Genomic DNA, 18,088 nt, shown 5'->3' with positions numbered 1-18,088 from the left:
AGTTTGAGATGGTTAGGACACCGCCCGCCAAAGCACATGCCGGTCGTCTTGACGTAGCGACCGCACTCGTACCTCCAGCTGTTCGGCCGCGGCCGACTTATGCGGTGCCAGACGGATGTACGACGCGATCGAGTGCAGCTCGGCAATATCCCGCAGCAGCCGCCAGCCCGGCCAACTGAGGATGTCGTAGCCGTAGGCATCGAGGAACTCCCGCCGCTCGGCCTCCGGACGCTGAAAATGGTCCGGCAGCCCGCCGATGAGGTCCAACTCCCGTGGGCCGATGCAGGATTGGTCCCAGTCGATCAGCACATAGGCATTTCCGTTCCAAACAACGTTCTCGGTGTGGGCATCGGCATGGACGACTCCGATGCCGAGCGGAAAGTCGGTCGCGTGGTAGGCCTCGACCAGTTCCTCTGCCCGGTTCCGTACCCACTGGCGATCATCGGCTGGCAGTGCAGGTTCCGGCCGGGTGTCATCCAAGTCGAGCGCTTCGCGTAGCCGATGCAACGGGCGATACTCCGGTACGGAAAACTGCGGCATCGGCTGGCGATGGAGACGACGCAGCAAGGTGGCGACATCGGTCAACGTCGCCGGGATGTTCGGTGGGCAGTACGGCCAGAAAGTCGCAACGGCACCAGCGGCGAACACCGGTTGGTCGCCGGGAAGTGGCTGCAGGCCAACTGGTTCCGTGGCCTTCTGGCTCAGCCAGCGCGTGACCGCCATCGCGGTGGTTGCCCGCTGCCTGCGCAGATCGGTATCCGGCGCCAAACGGACGATGACGCCACGCCCGCCCTCGCCTGACAGCAGGTAGACGGCGTTCGACCGATGGTGGAGTTGCCGAGCACCCCGGCTGTTCATGCCGAAGATCCGGCACACCGTCGCCAGCGCGTTGCGGCCGGGCAGCTCACTGTCTGAGCGGCCCGGGGCTGCACACACTGCTATGCCACCACGGGAATGGCTGCCCGGATATCGGCACGCAGGTCGGCCACCTCGGGCTGGCCAGCGAACGGGCCCGCGGCTTTGGAAAGATCCTTGAGCCGGGCGTAGCAGCGGGTCGAAGACACGTTGCCGATCGCGGAAATGGCCTGGTAGCCAGTCTTGATGGCGCTGTCGGTATCACCAGCGCGGAACTGGGCAGCCGCCAGCGGCGGCAGGTTGACCGCCCGGCTGCGAGCGTGGGCGTTCTCGTAACTGCCGACGGCCTGGCCGAGCATGGTCACGGCCTGCGGTGCGTACTCCGGCTGTGATTGCGACAGCAGATGCAGGGCGTACCCCTGCTGCGCCGTGATCTCGGCCTCGGACACCACGCCACGCCAGCAGCGCGCCCAGGACGGCACTGGTGCGGAATTGGCGTCGTCGTAGCGCTCTTCGGACTGACCGAGCGCCCGGCGCATCGGTTCGACTTCACCGCGGGCGGCGCGGGACCACCCGAGTACGGCGAAGACATACGCCTCGGTGGTGATGGCGGCCGGATTCTTGCGGTTGCCCGCGGTGGCCTGGGCCAGCTGCGCCACCTTGAGCGCTTCGTCCGGCCGACCGAGGTGCAACGACTGGTGCGCCATGTCCAGCAGAACGCTGACCGTGAGATCGGTGCTGCGTGGATGGTCCTCGCCTTGGTGCGCGGCATCGAGGGCGTAGGTCCACAGCTTGCGGGCGGCGTCGTGATCCTCGACGTCGTAGGCAAGCCAGCCCGCCATGCTGGCCAGTTCGGCGGTGGCGATGAGCAGGCGCGGCCGGAGGTCGTCCGGGCACGACGCACTTTGGAGTGCTCGTACTTGCTGGAGTTGGGTGAGCGCGGCGCTGCGGCACAGCCCGCCGCCATGCGCCAGGTCCCATCGCCGGAACCCGTCGGTAATGGCTTCAATGGCGTCGATATCGGCCGCCCCGATGTGCGTGCGCGTCGACGGCACCGCTTGCCCGGGCAGCTGGTTGCCCAGCCGGGCGAGTTCTGGATGCAGATTGGAGCCGAGTGTGGCTGCAGTTAGGAGTACAAGGAAATCGCGTCGGTCCACCCAACTCACCTCCTTATTGGCCAGGCTACCGGTGATTCCGGCGGCGAAGCCGAGTAGTTCAGCTGGGATGCCCAGCCTGGTGGCAATGCGTGCCACCAACTTCACATGGCCAATGCCGCGCTCGCCGCGCTCCACCGCGGAGACCCGCGATTGGCTCATATCGAGCAGTTCGCCCAGTTCCGTTTGGCTGAGACCAGCCTGCTGGCGAACGGCAAGGAAAATCGTGCCGAAGTCGTAGCTGCCGAGGGCAGAACGCAACGTGGGCGATTCGTAGAAGTCCTCGGGCAGGCGCCCCACCACCTCGGCAATGGACGCGCACGACGAGCAGTCGCTGATCGGATTCGTCTCTCCGGCACCGCATGTGCACCGCGCCGGTATCCGTCTGTTCATGGCCGCTCTCGATTCGTCGATTGGTAACAGCCTGCCGTCGTCGGTACCGTCCCGAAATGCCCCGGAATGGCCGGTATTTCGGCCCCTCCGGCGGCAAGGTGCCGTACCGCGTTTTGCCAGGTAAACCCACCAAATACGGGCCTGTCAAGCCCCATTGGGGCTACCCCTGCCGGGCCTTGGCCCCGTCCCTGCCCCCGATCAACGCTTGACCTGCACCCGGTACCGGGACGACGCCGTACCCCCCTCACGCGGCGCACTGGCCGCCAGGAGTGGCAGGCCGGTGGCGAAAGCCCTCGGTGCCGGGTGCATCCCCGATGCTCCGATCACGATCCGAGGTTCCAAAACGATGCATTCTCTGGCCATCTATCAGCTCGTCGCTATGTGCGATGTAGCCGCCCACCAAGTGCCTCTCGCACCATTCAGCATCGAGCAGGCGCACACGGTGATGCGCTATCACGTTGCCTGCCGGGCGAAGCGCTGCCCGCGCAAGGCGGCGGCACTCGACACGCTCGTCCGGGCCGGCCGTGTGGTGCCGTCTGCGACGAAGCCGCGGTGATCCCGATGAGCGCACTGCCCAGCCCCGCCCCAGATGACTGCCCTCCCGACAGCGACCACGATCCGGTCGACGCGATTCCCGAATGGGCGCCGATCGAACCACTGCCCTCCAGCGAAATGTTGCTGGCGGTCTTCGCTGGCCTGACGCCAATTACGGACCCGGATATCCTGGATCCGGCGCGCGACTTGGTGATCTGCCAGGAGCGGTACCGGTTGGCGTTCGAGGTGCTGGCGAGTGACGCCGTGGCCAGCGAACGGATGCAGTCGGTTGCGAGAGCGTTAGTTTCGTCCAAAGAAGAACTCGACCTGCTGATCACGGCCATCGACGACGCGGTGGGGAAGCGGCTGCTGGGCCGCCGCCGGGATGGCACACCACTCCTCGTGCCGGATCACCGCCCGACCCCCGTCCATACAGAGTCGATCGGGGAGATCGCGGCCCGCATGGCCGCGCTCTGGGAAGTGGTGAGCGCCAACGTGGGCGACCTCGATGATCTGCCGGAAGCGGACCGCCTAATGGAACTGTGCGAGGGCTACGACGGCCTGGTCGCTGAGATCGAAACCGGCCGGCGCCTGCCGCCCGGAGTGTGATCTGCCATGCAGCCCATCACCCCGCCCCGACGCATCCGGCACATCCACATCGAGTCCGGCGCCCTCACGCTGGACTATCAAGCCAGTGCCGAGCAGGCGCAGAACGTCGCCGACCAACTGGCACAGGGGTTCCCGGAACTGGTCGTGACCGTCGATGACGACGTCCGGGCCGATCTGCCGCCGCTTCCCTGCGCCGACCTGTGGGACTGAGCCTCCTCGCGTACCTAAATCCGAAAGGCAAACCACGATGCCCGAAACGAGCCCAGAGCACAACATCTTCTATGGCTCCAGCCCAGACAAGCCATTGGCGTTCATGATCCCGCCTGTAGAGGCGCGGCCGGATCAGCCACTACCGGACGCCGGGCCGTTCCTGCGGGTCCTCTCGGGGGTGGAGAAACCGACGACGGTGCTGTTGCGCTGCGCACGTGGATTAGTCGGCGAGTGGCGTCATGTGCATGAGCATGGTCGTAGCGCCTCGGCCTCGGTCGATGAGCAGCTCAACCTGCTGATCTGGCTGATCGACCGTGAAAGAGGCGGACACACCAAAGATGTTGTGTACCAGGGGTATGCGCCGCTGAGCCCGTCAACCTACAGCCAGTGGGTGGCGTGGCTGGTGTGGAAGTACGTCCGCTATACGCTCCGGCAGAACGAGCCTGCACATCACGAGCGTGACGCCGCTGAACTCGGCTGGTGCATCGAATCGTTCGACGAGCTGGTGGCTGCGGTGCGGGCCGGACGCTTGCGGCTACCCAAGGAGCAGGGGCCGGAGGGGGACGGGACGGAATTTCCGCCCCGGCGGGTATAGCCGGACGATGGGAGTTCGGCATGAGTAGGCCGGAACCGATGCCGGAGCGAACGTTTGTGCAGGCGGACGGCAAGCTGGCGGAGTTCATGTGCCAGGTGCACCTGATGGAACTGACGCTCGAACGTGCCCGCGAGCTGCGGTATGTCCACCGGTTCCATCATCCAGACGAGTGCATCGTGCACCTGGAGGCGGCCTATCTGCTGCTGACCGAGGGTGACTGCTGAGTGATGTCGCCTCTCCTTGTCGCCATCCCCTGGGCGGGATCGGTCATCTTCACCGGGGCGCTGTGCTTCAGGCTCGGCTACTGGTGGAAGACGACCGAACTTCAGGGGCGGCATGCGGTGGGGAATGTGGCGATGGCGGATGATCCCCGGGCCGACGACGAGACGCTCGACTCCGGGCCGGAGAAGGATCAGCCATCGCCGAGCGCGCGACCGCCGGCCAGGCCGGTGCGGTGGTGGAGCGAGGAGGATGATACGGATGAGCCGCCGTGGGTCAAGGACCCCGACTGGCACGAGGGGGTTTGAGAAGCTGCATGCGATACCAGTACCCGTGGCGGAGTGGCCTATACCTCGACGTGTACATCTGCAAGAACGCTGGCTGCTGCACGGATGAACATCCAGAGTTCCGGTGTGCACGTCCAGGTTTCGATAGACTCATGTGCAATATTCCCCAGGGTGAGGAAGGCGCTCATGGATCTCAGCGTTCTATACCGAATTGCTGAAGCGAGCGACATGACCGACGTGGAGCGCCTAAGTCATCTGTATACCATGTTATCAGCGGTTCTTGAATACGGTATCGACGGTGCCATCGTTGAGCTCGGTTGTAATGCTGGACACACCGCCGCTTTTCTCCAACTGATAAATTGCGACCACTCTCGTAACAGCAGTGTTGCCCCGCGTGAACTCCATGTCTACGACTCCTTCGAAGGGCTACCGCGACCTGGTCCAAACGATCGGTACTTCGCACAGGGCGCTATGGCAACGACCGTAGATGAACTGCGTGCTGTGTTTGAATACTGGGCGGCCCCGTTGCCCGTTATTCACGCCGGATGGTTTCGCGACACCATAACCGACACCATGCCCAGTGAAATCGCGTTCGCGTATCTGGATGGGGACTTCTACGACTCTATACGAGAAAGCCTTGAGGCGGTTGTGCCACGGTTGTCTCCAGGTGGTGTTCTGATCGTTGACGACTACTGTGACCGAACTCAAACGCCCCGGGCTTGGGATTGCCTACCCGGAGTCAAGGATGCCTGTGACGACTACTTTGGACCCTTGGGCCTTCAGATGCGGCCAGTACCAGGAGTGGGAGAACTTGCCTTCGGACTATATAGGAAGCCCCTGAGATTGAACAAGGCATGTAAACCTAGCCCTCCGACCAATATGTGAATCGAAGTTACAGGTGCAGATTTGGAAAGCAACTTCTCTGAAGCGCAGATTGCGGCGATGTACGATCGCGATTTCGAATATCTGCTTGAGCTTTGGGATGGGCAGCCAGTGCAGCATGCCGGATATTTCGATGAAAATTCCTACGACTATCGACAAGCGACAAACCGAACAAACGATGTACTTGCCTCCAAAGCGGGACTGTGCTCTGGCTCTCGTGTACTCGATATCGGTTGTGGCACCGGCGATCTCGCGCTGCACATTGCTCGAAGCTTCAGTTGCGTGGTAGAAGCTATTGACCTGAGTAAACGACACTTGGATCACGCGAGCCAACGGATTCCATTGAATGGCTCGCTGCGGGTCGGATTTCGGCAAGCAAGCGCAACGAATCTTCCTTACGCGGACGGCTCGTTCAGTCATGTGATGAGTCAAGACGCCCTCTACCATGTCATTGATAAACCAAGAAGTCATAACGAGATTAGTCGCGTTCTTGCACCCGGAGGAGTCCTCGCGATCACCGACTTTCTCGAACCCGCCAAGGATATTTCGGCACGGCTTCGCCCTCTGATCTACGAGGGAATGCTACGAAATACGGGGTACTCCTTTCGAGGGTACGTCCAGGCGCTGGAGGCAGCGGGGTTTGAAATATTATTGGCGGACGATATCAGCAAATATTTTCGACGCAGTTACATCCACCTCGCCAAAACCGCACGGGACAGGGCGGCAGGATCCACACTTCGACAGGAACGAAGAGCCTTCCTGCGGTATGCTCAAGCCTGCCTTGAGATTCAGGCAGGTATCGAGCGCCAGGAGTTCGGATGGGGGATGTTCGTCGCTCGCAAGCGAGCACTTCTGTAGAGGTTGAATCCGGTGGAATCGACACACGTTCCAGCCTAAAAGAACCCGACCGGACGGTATCAGATTCGGCAACCGAGACGCGCCGGGCGGGTAGCAACGAGCCCGAAAGCCTCGTCGATACAGAGGAAACTCTTGGTCTCATGTTCACGAGGCTGGTGGCGATACTCGACAACCCTCCCGATGACGATACATTTGTCGAGCTGACAGCGATATATGACAACGTCGCCTACATATTTCTCTATCTCGAATCCAACGAGGCACACATCGACTACCACCGTCTTCTGCCGTGGCGGGAACGGTTCTTCGACGATTCGAGCTTGGACCGTCGAATTCGCGAAGCGTTAGGCCATCTGCGCTGTTCAGATGAAGAGGCTGAGCAGGCACGTCGCGCGTATCTTTCACATCTCCAAGACCGCGAAGAATCGAAAAGTGAGGAATTAGACGACCAACTTCTCGCCCTTCAGCGATGCGCCAAGGAGGTGCTCGCTTCGGTCGAAGACGACCAGCGGCGCCTGCTTGGGCGACTTGGTATCGGATCTAGCGAGGGACGGCCATGGCCGCGGTTCTACAGATTTATGAGCGGCACGGACAACGCCGCAACCCGATGCAAGCTCAATCAGGTTTGGTTGCGCACTCGGGATGCGAAGCTCACATCGTTGATAGACATCGTTAATGATATGGCGCGGACTCGGCGTGAGCGTGCCGCGAAGCGTGGATTCGACACGGTACTATGTGAGACCCTGACGAGATGTCGATTGTCCGAGTCGGCCGCGTCGGACTTTATCGACGACTATTTGTCACATGCCATAGGCAGCCACGAGAAGCTGGAGGCGGACATCCGCCATGCACTCGGTACGACAGAGGGTGGCGTGGCGGACCACTTCGGCCGCTACATGCACACTATCGCAGGCAATGAAGTCATTCCGCTTTTCGATCTGGACACTTGCTTGGAGTTCATCTTTCACGTTGCCACAGTGACATTCGGCTTGAAATTCAGCGAAATCGCGTCAGGAAGCGAGCATGTTGTCAGATTTCAGGTTCACGATGCCGACCGTATGCTTGGCGTCATCAATTTCGACCTTTGGAACACGCAAGGTACACCGAAGGCTTACAACTCCACACGTGGAATTCGTAACCGGACAGAATGGTCGAACCTTGTTCAGCACCCGATAGCCTATGTATCGTGCAGATTCGTTCGTAGCCAGGATGGTTCCAGCCGAATAAACCTCCAAAATGTTCACAGCTTATTCCATGAGTTCGGACACGCGCTCAATCATCTACTGATCCGCCGGCGTCTGCCAACGCGATCGGGGCTCGATTTCCTTCCGCTCGAACGGCTGGAGAACCTGAGCATGTGGTTTGAGAAGTGGGTTTATCACCCTGACTTTACAAAACGTGTCGCTGAGACGCCCGAGACAGCGCGGCGCATATCCACAGCGCAAAGGGTGAAACTCCTGGAGTACCGTCGAACGCACCTGGAGCGGGGTGTTACGGCCGCTCTCGACTTCGAACTGCATCGCGATCGTGCGGTCGGGATACGTGGTGCTTTTGAGAGCTTGGACCGTCGGTTTAACCTTCAGCGATACTGCAGTCTCGGTGACTTCCCAGCGTATTTCACATGGCCGATGTTTCAGGCCCATCCGGGGGCAAACTTTGCCTACCTATGGGGGTCGGCGGACAGTTGTGAAAAGTTCGCACCGTTCCTGTTGGATCCGATTTCGCGAACTAGTCCGCCAGACGACGCGCGCCAGCTCTTCGCGGACAGTTTCGATTTCGATCTACCGAGTCGACGGCCTGCTCCGGCGGCCATCTTTTCGTTCTATGATGTCTCAAGGGTAGGTGTCTCGTGACAGAAGCGAACACGACGGCAGCCAGCTCTGCCGACAAGTACTTCCGAGCTGTTCATGGTCGCCGTGAGCCAATGCTCGACAGCATCCTCCGACAGTCGCTGATAGAGCATGATCTGAGGCCGATGCAGGTCGATGATCAGGCAGGTCGGCTCCTTCAATTACTCACCCTGATACGCCGACCACAGAGAGTTCTTGAAGTGGGGACCTTTGTGGGCTATTCGGCAATACATATCGCCCGCGGGCTGCCGGAAGGTGGGCGTTTGATAAGCCTAGAGCGAGACTCGTCGCTCGTCGCGGTCGCGATGACCAATATAGCCGCTGCTGGAGTGGCTGATCGGGTCGAGGTCGTCGAGGCGGACGCAGAGACCTATCTCCGGGGAATTGAACCAAAGTCATTCGACATGGTATTCATTGACGCTGAAAAGAAGACGTATCCGCAGTACCTGAAGCTTTGTTATCCACTTCTCGCGAATGACGGGCTCTTGGTCGCCGATGATGCGCTCGCTATCGGTGATTTTTCAGGAGAACCCGACGGCGATGCCGCAGGCGCCGTGCACGCGATCGACACGTACAACCGAGCAGTGGCACGATCCGAGCAACTATTCTCGGCCCTCATTCCTACTAAGAACGGCCTCATGGTTAGCCACAAACGTTGATGGCACGACGGGAGAGTGGGAAAGGAGTTCGCATTGGAAAAGAGCTTCGAGGTGGTGGACGATTTCTATCCCAACCCGATCGACATCCGTGAGCGTGCTCTCGCCTTGGTTGCCGGCCAATCGCAGCGCAACGCTCTGGCTCACCAGTTCCCCTGCGGGTTTGTAGATCGCGAAGGTGTCGACAGAATTGTGCAGCTGTGCGGCAACGACCCAATCTCGCAAACGACGCACGATACGTTGGCTAACTTTAGGGTTCTGTCGAACGGTGCACTCGACCGTCTGCCGGAGGAATACCTCGGCAATTGGGTGGCTCTGATCTGGTTGAACTTACCGGAGCAATGCCAGGGTGGGTTCTCCCACTATACGATGCCCGAGCTGCCCGAGCGAGCGAGCGGGACGGAAACCATGTTCGTTGCAGAGCGATTTAACCGATTGGTGCTGTTTAAGGCGTCATCAGGAAGCTACGCCGATGGTCCCGGATTCGGTGCTGATCCAGAGTCGGCACGACTCACCCAAGTAATCACCTTCCCTTGTGTGACGAGCTGAGGGCCTATGCGAAGTCGCGTTGTTCTCGTTGATAACTTCTACGCGAATCCCGGAGCGGTTCGTGAGCGAGCCTTGAAGTCCCAGTACGCGGATATCAGCCCGACTGATTATCCCGGTTTTGCCAGCCAAGTAACGATAGACTCGAAGACTCTGAAACAGCGTTTCGGCGAACTTGTGGGCGCAGAGCTGAATGTAGATAAAGCCAGGTTCACTTGGGGTGGGTTCCGGTTCATCACACGGGCGTCAGGGATGCACCCGAAGGTACACGCCGATACCGCGGTGGACTGGGCTGGCATGGTCTATCTCACTCCGGATGCGCCCATGGAAGCTGGGACCGGCTTCTACCGCCATCGCGCAACCGGCTTTGAGTCACCCCCATCGGATCGGCAGGCCCGCGCGCTTGGCTACTGCGATGCGGCCGAGTTCGATGACCGCGTTATCCGTCAAGACAAGGCAGACCTCTCGAAATGGGAAGTCGTGGGGCGGGTGGCACCGGTGTACAACCGTCTCGTTCTCTTCCGAGGTGCTGAGGCATACCATGCGCCCCTCGCTGGCTGCGGCGACAGTGCGGAGACTGCGCGCCTGACGCACATCTTTTTCTTCAACGTCATCCCAGACCCCGGCGTGGCTGCGTTTCGCCTCCCGATCGAGGTCGAGAGCATCGGACAGGCCCAATGATGACGCAGGGCCGACGCACACTTGTCGACGCCGCACTACAGGCGTGTGGTTCAAGTGAGCCGCCAGAGCGGTACCGCCTTGTGATGACCGATGCGGCCTCCTTGGGGCTGCTCGGGCCGGCGGGCGTAGTTCAAGAGGCATCCTGTGTCGGCGACCACTGCATCGACAGTCCGCCTGACGGGCGTAGTCGCCTGCATATTTTCGTACTTGCTGAGATTGGCTCTGACGGAGTGACCCAGGCGCGGTGGATCGTCGACGGCTGGAGATTGCTGCGCGCGGACGGCGCCGGTGTTGATCTCCGCGGAGTGAACCTGCGTGGCGCTGATCTGCGGGGGGCGCGATTGATGGGATGTGACTTGAGCGAAGCCGATCTCACCGGGGCCGATCTCGAGAAAGCTGATCTGACCGCCGCACGGTTGGTGGGCGCGAAGCTGTCCGGCAGCGTGTTATTCAGTGCCAGCTTGCGCCGCGCGGATCTCACCGAAGCCGAGCTCTGCCGCGCGGACATGCGCCATGCCGACTTGCGGGAGGCGACGTGCGTACGAACCGCGCTCCGCGGGGCAGACCTATGGGGTGCCTACACGTGGGAGGTCGACTTCTCCACCGCGTTCACACAGGGGGTCCAACTCGACCGCGCCGATCACTTGAATACGAAGGTGAGCTGATACATGTCGACCGAGGAGACGCCAGGCACGGGTACACCCGGACCGCTATGGCCAGCGATGCTCCCCCCGCGCCGTCAAGGAGACGACTCGCTGTGCGCTATCTCCGCGAAAGGTATCCGTGTTCGGTTCGCAGATGGGCACGAGCGACTCGATGGATCGAGCGGACTGTGGAATGCCAACCTTGGTTATGGCAATTCGGCAATTGCGGAAGCTGTATCCGAGGCACTGACTACTGCCTCGTACCTCAGTTCGTGGAGCTTTGAGAATTCCTATACACGGCAGGCTGCTGCCGCGCTCGTCGAACTGGTAGGGCCGCAACAGTTCAGCCGTGTCATATTCTCGACTTCAGGTGGTGCAGCTAATGAGGTCTGTATGAAGATCGCGCGGCACTTTCACGTCCTCCGGAACGAGCCTGAAAGAAAGATCATCCTTGGCCTGCGCGATGGCTTTCATGGACTCACCTACGGAGCTTTCGCGCTGACTGATGCACAGCTGGGTCAGCGGATGTATGGGGTCGATCGGCGCTTTGTCGGTCATGTTGCCGCAAATGACCCGGCGGCAATTTCGGATGCGCTGGCCAAACTACGGGGAAGAGTCTCCGCGATCGTGGTTGAGCCCGTGCTCGGTACCGGCGCGATTCCATTGTCAGACGAGTATGTGGCCGAGCTTCTTCGGCTACGAAAGGAGCATGGGTTCCTCCTGGTGGCGGACGAGATAACGACGGGATTCGCGCGAATCGGTAATGCGATGTTCGAGAGCCAAGGTTGGCCCGAAGCGCCGGACCTTGTCATTACATCGAAAGCTCTTACGAATGGCACGATGGCCGCCTCGGCAATCGTTGTTTCGAGGGCAGTTGCGCAGAAATTCCATGATTTTGATACCGTCCTCGGTCACGCCGAGACTCAAAGCGGCACAGCAGTGGCCGGTGCTGCAATTATCGCGACTATCGCTGAGCATCAACGCTACGATTCGATCCTGTTGAGTTCCAACTTGGCGAAGCGTATTGATGTGGTGCTCGCCGAGTTGGTAGAGCGTGAGCCGCTGGTAGTCGGTGCTACGGGTAGAGGCTGTCTTCGAGCACTGCAATTGGCTAATGCCCAAGGGCCGCTTGAGCGGGCCGACGTGGACCGACTCGTCGCAGCCATCAGGGCAGCCGGGGCGTTGGTGCACCCTGGGCCGAGTTGCATTCAGTTGGTACCTGCTCTGATCTATTCAGACGATGATCTGGCAGAACTTGCCGATCGTGTCAGCGCGGGATTGACCTTATTCGCGAATGAGAGGTGAGGGCGTGGATGCCTCTCGGGTTGTTTCACCACAGCCGTTTCCTTGGGCGAGACCTACCCCTCTCGCGATGCCGTCGGAGTATGCGACACTTTGTGAATCAGCTCCAATAAGTCGTACTAAACTCGGGTCAGGGCAGGAAGTCTGGCTTATCAGCCGGTACGATTCCGTTTGTCAGATCCTGTGCCATCCGGACGTCAGTTCAGAGCACTCGCATCCAGCCTTTCCATCCATGTTTCCGATCCGGCGTCACCGCAACACTGCGGGAGTGCGTCCAAAGTTGGGTTACTCGGGGATGGACCCACCCGACCATGCGGTGCATCGACGGATCGTTGCCCCGATGTTCTCCCAATACGGGTTAAAGCACTTTCGACCGCGGATCGAGACAATCGTCCACCGGCACCTGGACGACCTATTCGCTTCCCCGCCATCCACAGATATCGTTTCTACTGTGGCGGAACCGGTACCGTCTCGGGTGATAACCGAGTTGTTGGGCTTCGACCTTGAGCACTCTGTCCGGTTGAGTGAGCTATCTCGAATACTGGTGAACCGAGAAAGTCAACCGGCTGAGGCGGAATCTGCGTCACGCGAGCTCCGCCTGTTAATAGCGGAATCACTCAGGCGCCGCGAGGTCGATAACTCGGGTGAAGTAGTTCTAAGTCGTTTGGTTCGTGTCTATCAACAAGCAGGAATGTATGACCGGGACCAGCTCGTTGAACTCGTGGGTGCCCTGATCACGGCCGGGCATGAAACAACGACCAATATGATCTCGGTTGGTCTGCTGGCACTTCTAACTCATCCTGGATTGTCGAATACGGTGAGCGCCGACCCGACACTTATCGGTCCTGCCACAGAGGAGCTGTTGCGGTACCTTTCGATCGCTGACCTTGTTGCCGCACGTGTGACGACCGATTCCGTGTCAATAGCTGGGTATGTCATTCCCAAGGATTCGGGTGTGATTGCACTCATCGGTGCGGCAAACCACGACCCGAGCGTCTTCGAACGACCGAATCAGTTGAACATCCACCGGAGGCGCAATTGCCATATTGCCTTTGGATATGGCATTCACAAGTGTCTCGGCCAGCATCTCGCAAGGATGGAGCTGGAAACTATTCTTTCCGGTCTGTTTCATCGAGCCCCCGGCATAAGACTGATGGAGGATCCAGCCGGGGTCGGAATCCGACGAGGCGCTGTGCTTCACGGTATCGAGCGTTTGCTAGTCGGATGGTAGGTCCAGAATGCATGGTTCGCTCCAGAATGGATGTTAATCCTTTGCTTCAAGCGGCGTGCGATCGTCTATTGGTGTGGCATACCGGGACGCCTTGGAGGACAATGGGACTCGCGACTGTGCGACCCAAGCACGCTCGCACTCACCGCACCGAGAGGAGTGATGTTTATGCCCATAAACCCATTCGAGAAGAAGCCGGCCTTCTTTCCGTTCGTGAGCGCCGAGGTGTTCTTCGAAGCTGAGGACGCCGAGCTCAACCTGGAGAACCCCGCAGGCATCGACGAGGCGCTCGACGCCGAGCTCGATGTCCTGCTCGCCACCTCCTAATTGAACGTTGTTGCGCGGGGCGGGAATGTCCGCCTCGCGCAGCTTTCTACTCCATGGCGAGGCTAGTATGGACACAACGATCTCGGTGCGAAACAGTTTCGGGGAAACTCTTCTGGGACTGTCGTATTCGCATGACCTCGTCGCTGACATCTTTTCGCGGGCGTGTGTCGATGCTTACCGTGAATACGATGGGCAACGCCTTGGCTACGCCTTTACACAAATCTTCGAGCCGGACGTCCTGGCCGAGGTATGCCTGCTTCAAGGGCTGTCGTATGAGTTGGTCGCGACTGTTCGCTACCAGCCAACTGCTGAGATTCGTAGGCTTGCTGGTTGGATGGAGGACGCAGGCGACCTGCCCGTTGTCGAGCTCATTAACCTCGGGTCGGTACTCGTCAGTATCTCACGTTTCGATGTCGCTCAGCGGGTAATACAGCTGGCGGCTGATCGTTCCTGTACTTCTCGGGAGCGGTTTGAGATAGCATGGCTAAAATTTCTTGTTTCGAACCGCTGTGATGACGGCCGACGATCGACAGAATTCTTCCAAGCAATGCAGATCGAGGTAGAGGCTGGAAGCATTCCCGATGCTCGGGTGCTGGATGTGTGTACACAAGCAGTTGTGTGGTATTTAAAGCGAAAGGAAGTTTCGCGCGATCTCTTCGTATGGGCCGTGAAGCGCGGAAATTCTGTCGCGCGAAACGGTACTGCACTCGATCCCGCTACCGTGTCAGCATGGTACCGGGGCATAGCAATGCTGCCTGCAGCGCGCCGGGATTCGTCGATGACGCGGCGGTGCATGGAAATTGCGCATGATGCGGCTGAGACATCGGTTCAGCATTCGTCGTATGCGTCATCGGTTAATGCGCTCAAGACCTACCATGAATCCACGCTGAAAGAACACCTCTATGTGACACGTGACCTCGACCGAGCTGAAGCTGCAGGTCAGGCTTTAGTCGACCTTGATCCGGTGTGGTCACCCAGCTATGGGGAGTTGGCCGAAGTGTATGAGGCATTCGGCCGCACGGAGCGGGCGGCGGAAATGTACGAGCGAGCAACAACCCTCGGCCCGCCATACGTCAGGCATCACCTGTACCGGGCTGGGAAGTGCCGTGCGGCTATCGGAGAATATGACCTTGCTGCTGACAGCTACAGCCTTCTTCTCGGCTTAGCGCCGCTAAATCATCATGTGCGGGAGGCTGGCGCCGCAGTGGCCAAGAGGGCGTCTAAGGAATCGCGCAATAGATTCGAAACCGAACTAGCCAGGGCCAGCACACTGACGGCTCAGGGGGAATAAGTGCGATCAGCATTTCGACACGACCCCCGGAAGGCGGTCCTACTACTCACTGACAATGCTTCGGCGGTCCGATGGCGCACCGAGCCAGCGGTTTGTGGTCATCAGCGGCTGCGCCACCGCGTCAAAGGAAGTGGTAACACCATCGAAGTGCCGGTTGTCGCGACTCCGGCTGTTGTTGCGGGCGAAGGCGTAGTTTTCGCAAGCTACGACGGTTGGGTGCGTTACTACACGCCTGATTTGCAGATCGTTCGATGGGAGCACCGGCTCGATGGCCCGGTGTATGCGTCGTTGGTCCTCGACACTCGTCGCAAGGCGGTCCTAGCCGCAACCACCAACGGGACGTTGACCTGCTTCAGTCTCGATGGAGCCGTCGTGTGGAGGACGACGGTGCCAGGCCCCATCTACGCCACGCCGGCGGTTGCTGATGAGCTGGACACCCTCGGTGTTGCCACCTTCGGTTCCAGGGGTCTGGGGGTCGACCTCGCCTCGGGCCAGCTGCTGTACGACTTCCAGCTGCCACGTCCATGGCACGCCGCAGTTGGGGGACTGGCTGCCCAGCGGGATCCGTACGCAAGCCCCGCGATCACGCTTGAAGGAGCCATGGTGTTCGGTTGCGCTGAGCATGCCGTCTGCTTGGCGCCTGACGGAACCGAGCGGTGGCACTTCGATGCTGGGGCGGCAGTCCGCGCGTCTCCGGTAGTGATTGAGTCGACAGGGGAAGTTGCTGTCTGCACGGTCAGCGGGGCATGTCACTTTTTGTCGGCGGCTACAGGTGTCCGTGTTGCTTCACTCAGTCTCGGCGGGAAGATCACCGCAAGTCCGGCCGTATCGGATTCCAGGCTTGTAATCGGCATCGACGATGGACGGGTTTTCGGCATCGACGTGTCGACACACAAGACTGCGTGGACGCGGCCGGAGGGAACTCCGCGCGATCATTCCTCATTCACCGTATTGCCAACGGGCGATTTCATCGCGACGACCTCACGTGGAAATATCCAGGGTTTTCGGCGTGATGACGGTCAATTTCTATGGGAAACAAGCCAGCTATTAGGGCTCGGCAACCACCGCCGAGAAATGGACATAACGCCGATTGCCAGCGCCGACGGCAGCATGTACGGAGCCTCCTACACTGGCGAACTCTACTATTTTCGCTTCCGCAATGATGCTGGCGAATCATATTGAACGCAGCCGGGCTCAGAGACACACGAAAGGCTAGTATGCAGCAGGCAGTCGTCCTCGGAGGCAGTCGCGGTCTAGGCGCACACATCTCGACCCGGCTTGCCCAGTCCGGTTGGAAGGTGACGGCAACCGGCCGCAGCGTCAGCGCTGACAACCTTCTCACCGGTGCTATTGATTACTTCCAGGCCGACTTAAATGATGACGACGCGCTGAGTTCCCTTGATGAGCTTCTTTCCGAGCGACGTCCGGAGCTCATTGTCCACAATGCAGTCAGCTACGGTTCGCGCGACGGGAGTCAACCTGATGCGCGAGAACTCGTTGAGCTGTTTCGTGTCAACGCCATCACCCCGTATATTCTCCTGCGTGAATACCTGTCGGCTGCTTCTCGTCAGGGATCACCGTGCTCATGCATCACCATAAGCTCGGACTCCATATACAACGCCAAGCAGTCGACCGGTCCCTACGCGGCCAGTAAGGCTGCAATGAAGGTACTGGCGACGGCGCTTGCGGATAGCTGCCGCGGGTCAAATGCAAGCGTGTCTACACTGCTACTCGGACCTCTCGCCGATGAACGCAAGATACAAGAATTTCAGCGCATCGCGGAGGCTCGCGGCATGGAAGCCCAAGCGGTCGCGCGGACATATCTGCACCGGTCGAACACGTCTCTGGTGATTGATTCCCTGATTGACTTTGAGTCCTGTTACCGCAGCATCGAATACCTCGCAAACCTGGGACCGATCGCGAACGGGATGGTGTGCAAGCTGGATGGCGGCTCGTCAGGTTCGCTGATTTGAGGAGGTATGGATGACAGACGGCGCTTCCGGCTTGAATCCCTGGAGACCGGTCGTGCTCGGACGAGAGCCACATCATGTCGTGAGGTTGCCCGCTACCCTGGTCAGTCGCCTCGCTGCGGACTTGCCTACCAACGACTCCGGTGGCCCTGCAATGGCATCGGACGCGGTGGGGGTGGTCGTCGACCTGCTAGAGGAACGGTTGGGACCAGGAGGGTCTGGACTGGCGGTAGTGACGGGCGACGGGCTGAGTGATCTGACCGATGTTCAACTGCGCCTGTTCTTGCTCACTGCCGCGACGCAGCTTGGCCGGCTGAGTGCCCAGAACAGCGACGGCGAGATCATCGTCTCCGTCCGTGACGAGCGGCCGGTTGACGTTGCTACGGCGCGCGGCTACCAGTCGAACGGGCCGATGCTGATGCACACCGATCCGACCGATATTGCAGGGCTCCTGTGTCTCCGGCCTGGCTCGGCGGGCGGCGCCAACTCCTTTGCCAGCGCTGCTGCGGTGTTGGATGTGATCACCGAGGAAGCTCCTGAACTTGTCTCCGAATACTTCCGACTTTGGAACTGGGACCTTCGGGGGACACAGCGGCCGGGTGCACCGCACCTGATCCAGACACCTATTTTCAGCCTGTACCGCGGGCACCTGAGCTGTCGGTATGGGTCGCTGATGCTGCGGGAAGGTATGCGGCTTGCCGCAGGAGGTCTGAACGACCGGCAATCGTCGGCGCTCGATCTGTTTGAAGACGTCGCGCAAAGGGCGGCTGTGACGTTCGACCACACCCTTCAGCGGGGAGAGAGCGTCTGGATCGACAACTACCGCGTCCTGCACAGCCGCACCTCGTTCACGGACAACCCGACACAAGACAAATCCCGTCACCTGCTGCGCACATGGATATGGCGGCAGGAGCACCGGTCATGCCTGGCACCGAGCTTTCGGGCGTTTGCAGAGGCGATCGACTGGATTCCGCAGGTCGGCATACGCCAAGGAGGCTGA

At 60.0% G+C, this 18,088-nt stretch carries 22 protein-coding genes; 20 read left to right on the top strand and 2 right to left on the bottom strand.

All coding sequences use genetic code 11. From position 1 onward, the window contains the following. Nucleotides 1–12: 12 nt before the first annotated feature. Entirely contained in the window at nt 13–936 is a 924-nt protein-coding gene (locus IU459_RS16280) for a phosphotransferase family protein (RefSeq protein ID WP_324198893.1), read from the bottom strand. Nucleotides 937–938: 2 nt separating this feature from the next. Further along, nucleotides 939–2,309, bottom strand: a complete 1,371-nt coding sequence (locus tag IU459_RS16275) for a helix-turn-helix domain-containing protein (protein WP_324198892.1) — start codon at nt 2,307–2,309, stop codon at nt 939–941. 439 nt (nt 2,310–2,748) lie between these two features. Here IU459_RS16275 and IU459_RS16270 point away from each other — a divergent pair, with 439 nt between their 5' ends. The 20 genes from IU459_RS16270 (at nt 2,749) to IU459_RS16175 (ending at nt 18,088) form a co-directional block, all read left to right on the top strand. Beyond that, a complete protein-coding gene (locus IU459_RS16270; protein WP_195130382.1) occupies nt 2,749–2,958 on the top strand; it encodes a hypothetical protein in 210 nt (69 codons plus the stop codon). Nucleotides 2,959–2,963: 5 nt separating this feature from the next. Then, the gene (locus IU459_RS16265; protein ID WP_195130381.1) at nt 2,964–3,545 is read left to right on the top strand and encodes a hypothetical protein; all 582 of its coding nucleotides are present in this window, start codon (nt 2,964–2,966) and stop codon (nt 3,543–3,545) included. Between the two features lie 6 nt (nt 3,546–3,551). Continuing rightward, on the top strand, nt 3,552–3,755 hold the full coding sequence (locus tag IU459_RS16260; RefSeq protein WP_195130380.1) for a hypothetical protein: 204 nt from the start codon (nt 3,552–3,554) through the stop codon (nt 3,753–3,755). Between the two features lie 37 nt (nt 3,756–3,792). Next, entirely contained in the window at nt 3,793–4,350 is a 558-nt protein-coding gene (locus IU459_RS16255; RefSeq protein ID WP_195130379.1) for a hypothetical protein, read from the top strand. A 20-nt stretch (nt 4,351–4,370) separates the two neighbouring features. Next, nucleotides 4,371–4,574, top strand: coding sequence for a hypothetical protein (locus IU459_RS16250; RefSeq protein WP_195130378.1), 204 nt, complete (start codon nt 4,371–4,373; stop codon nt 4,572–4,574). After that, a complete protein-coding gene (locus tag IU459_RS16245) occupies nt 4,575–4,877 on the top strand; it encodes a hypothetical protein (RefSeq protein ID WP_195130377.1) in 303 nt (100 codons plus the stop codon). 84 nt (nt 4,878–4,961) lie between these two features. Continuing rightward, entirely contained in the window at nt 4,962–5,741 is a 780-nt protein-coding gene (locus IU459_RS40105) for a TylF/MycF/NovP-related O-methyltransferase (protein WP_369123097.1), read from the top strand. Nucleotides 5,742–5,762: 21 nt separating this feature from the next. Continuing rightward, complete coding sequence (locus IU459_RS16235) at nt 5,763–6,596, top strand: class I SAM-dependent methyltransferase (protein ID WP_195130375.1); 834 nt, start codon at nt 5,763–5,765, stop codon at nt 6,594–6,596. Beyond that, on the top strand, nt 6,557–8,446 hold the full coding sequence (locus IU459_RS16230; protein ID WP_195130374.1) for a M3 family metallopeptidase: 1,890 nt from the start codon (nt 6,557–6,559) through the stop codon (nt 8,444–8,446). The genes IU459_RS16235 and IU459_RS16230 overlap by 40 nt, the downstream gene beginning before the upstream one ends. Continuing rightward, nucleotides 8,443–9,102 carry an O-methyltransferase gene (locus IU459_RS16225; protein ID WP_195130373.1) on the top strand — a complete coding sequence of 220 codons (660 nt, stop codon included), beginning with the start codon at nt 8,443–8,445 and terminating at the stop codon, nt 9,100–9,102. The genes IU459_RS16230 and IU459_RS16225 overlap by 4 nt, the downstream gene beginning before the upstream one ends. Nucleotides 9,103–9,135: 33 nt before the next feature. Beyond that, a complete protein-coding gene (locus IU459_RS16220) occupies nt 9,136–9,648 on the top strand; it encodes a hypothetical protein (protein WP_195130372.1) in 513 nt (170 codons plus the stop codon). A 6-nt stretch (nt 9,649–9,654) separates the two neighbouring features. Continuing rightward, the gene (locus tag IU459_RS16215; RefSeq protein WP_195130371.1) at nt 9,655–10,326 is read left to right on the top strand and encodes a DUF6445 family protein; all 672 of its coding nucleotides are present in this window, start codon (nt 9,655–9,657) and stop codon (nt 10,324–10,326) included. A gap of 83 nt (nt 10,327–10,409) precedes the next feature. Then, a complete protein-coding gene (locus tag IU459_RS16210; RefSeq protein ID WP_195130370.1) occupies nt 10,410–10,991 on the top strand; it encodes a pentapeptide repeat-containing protein in 582 nt (193 codons plus the stop codon). A gap of 3 nt (nt 10,992–10,994) precedes the next feature. Continuing rightward, entirely contained in the window at nt 10,995–12,275 is a 1,281-nt protein-coding gene (gene mpaD / locus IU459_RS16205; RefSeq protein ID WP_195130369.1) for a daptide-type RiPP biosynthesis aminotransferase, read from the top strand. Nucleotides 12,276–12,723: 448 nt separating this feature from the next. Further along, nucleotides 12,724–13,503 carry a cytochrome P450 gene (locus tag IU459_RS39675; RefSeq protein WP_195130368.1) on the top strand — a complete coding sequence of 260 codons (780 nt, stop codon included), beginning with the start codon at nt 12,724–12,726 and terminating at the stop codon, nt 13,501–13,503. 165 nt (nt 13,504–13,668) lie between these two features. After that, nucleotides 13,669–13,827, top strand: a complete 159-nt coding sequence (locus IU459_RS16195) for a hypothetical protein (protein WP_195130367.1) — start codon at nt 13,669–13,671, stop codon at nt 13,825–13,827. A 67-nt stretch (nt 13,828–13,894) separates the two neighbouring features. Then, a complete protein-coding gene (locus IU459_RS16190; RefSeq protein ID WP_195130366.1) occupies nt 13,895–15,118 on the top strand; it encodes a tetratricopeptide repeat protein in 1,224 nt (407 codons plus the stop codon). A gap of 216 nt (nt 15,119–15,334) precedes the next feature. Continuing rightward, on the top strand, nt 15,335–16,300 hold the full coding sequence (locus IU459_RS16185; protein WP_324198891.1) for an outer membrane protein assembly factor BamB family protein: 966 nt from the start codon (nt 15,335–15,337) through the stop codon (nt 16,298–16,300). 35 nt (nt 16,301–16,335) lie between these two features. Next, nucleotides 16,336–17,091, top strand: a complete 756-nt coding sequence (locus IU459_RS16180) for an SDR family NAD(P)-dependent oxidoreductase (RefSeq protein ID WP_195130364.1) — start codon at nt 16,336–16,338, stop codon at nt 17,089–17,091. Nucleotides 17,092–17,242: 151 nt separating this feature from the next. Further along, a complete protein-coding gene (locus tag IU459_RS16175) occupies nt 17,243–18,088 on the top strand; it encodes a TauD/TfdA family dioxygenase (RefSeq protein WP_195130363.1) in 846 nt (281 codons plus the stop codon).

Origin of the sequence: Nocardia amamiensis (assembly GCF_015477605.1) — a bacterium.
In the GTDB taxonomy this organism is placed as follows: Bacteria; Actinomycetota; Actinomycetes; order Mycobacteriales; family Mycobacteriaceae; genus Nocardia; species Nocardia amamiensis_A.
This window is presented reverse-complemented; position numbering and strand designations above follow the sequence as displayed.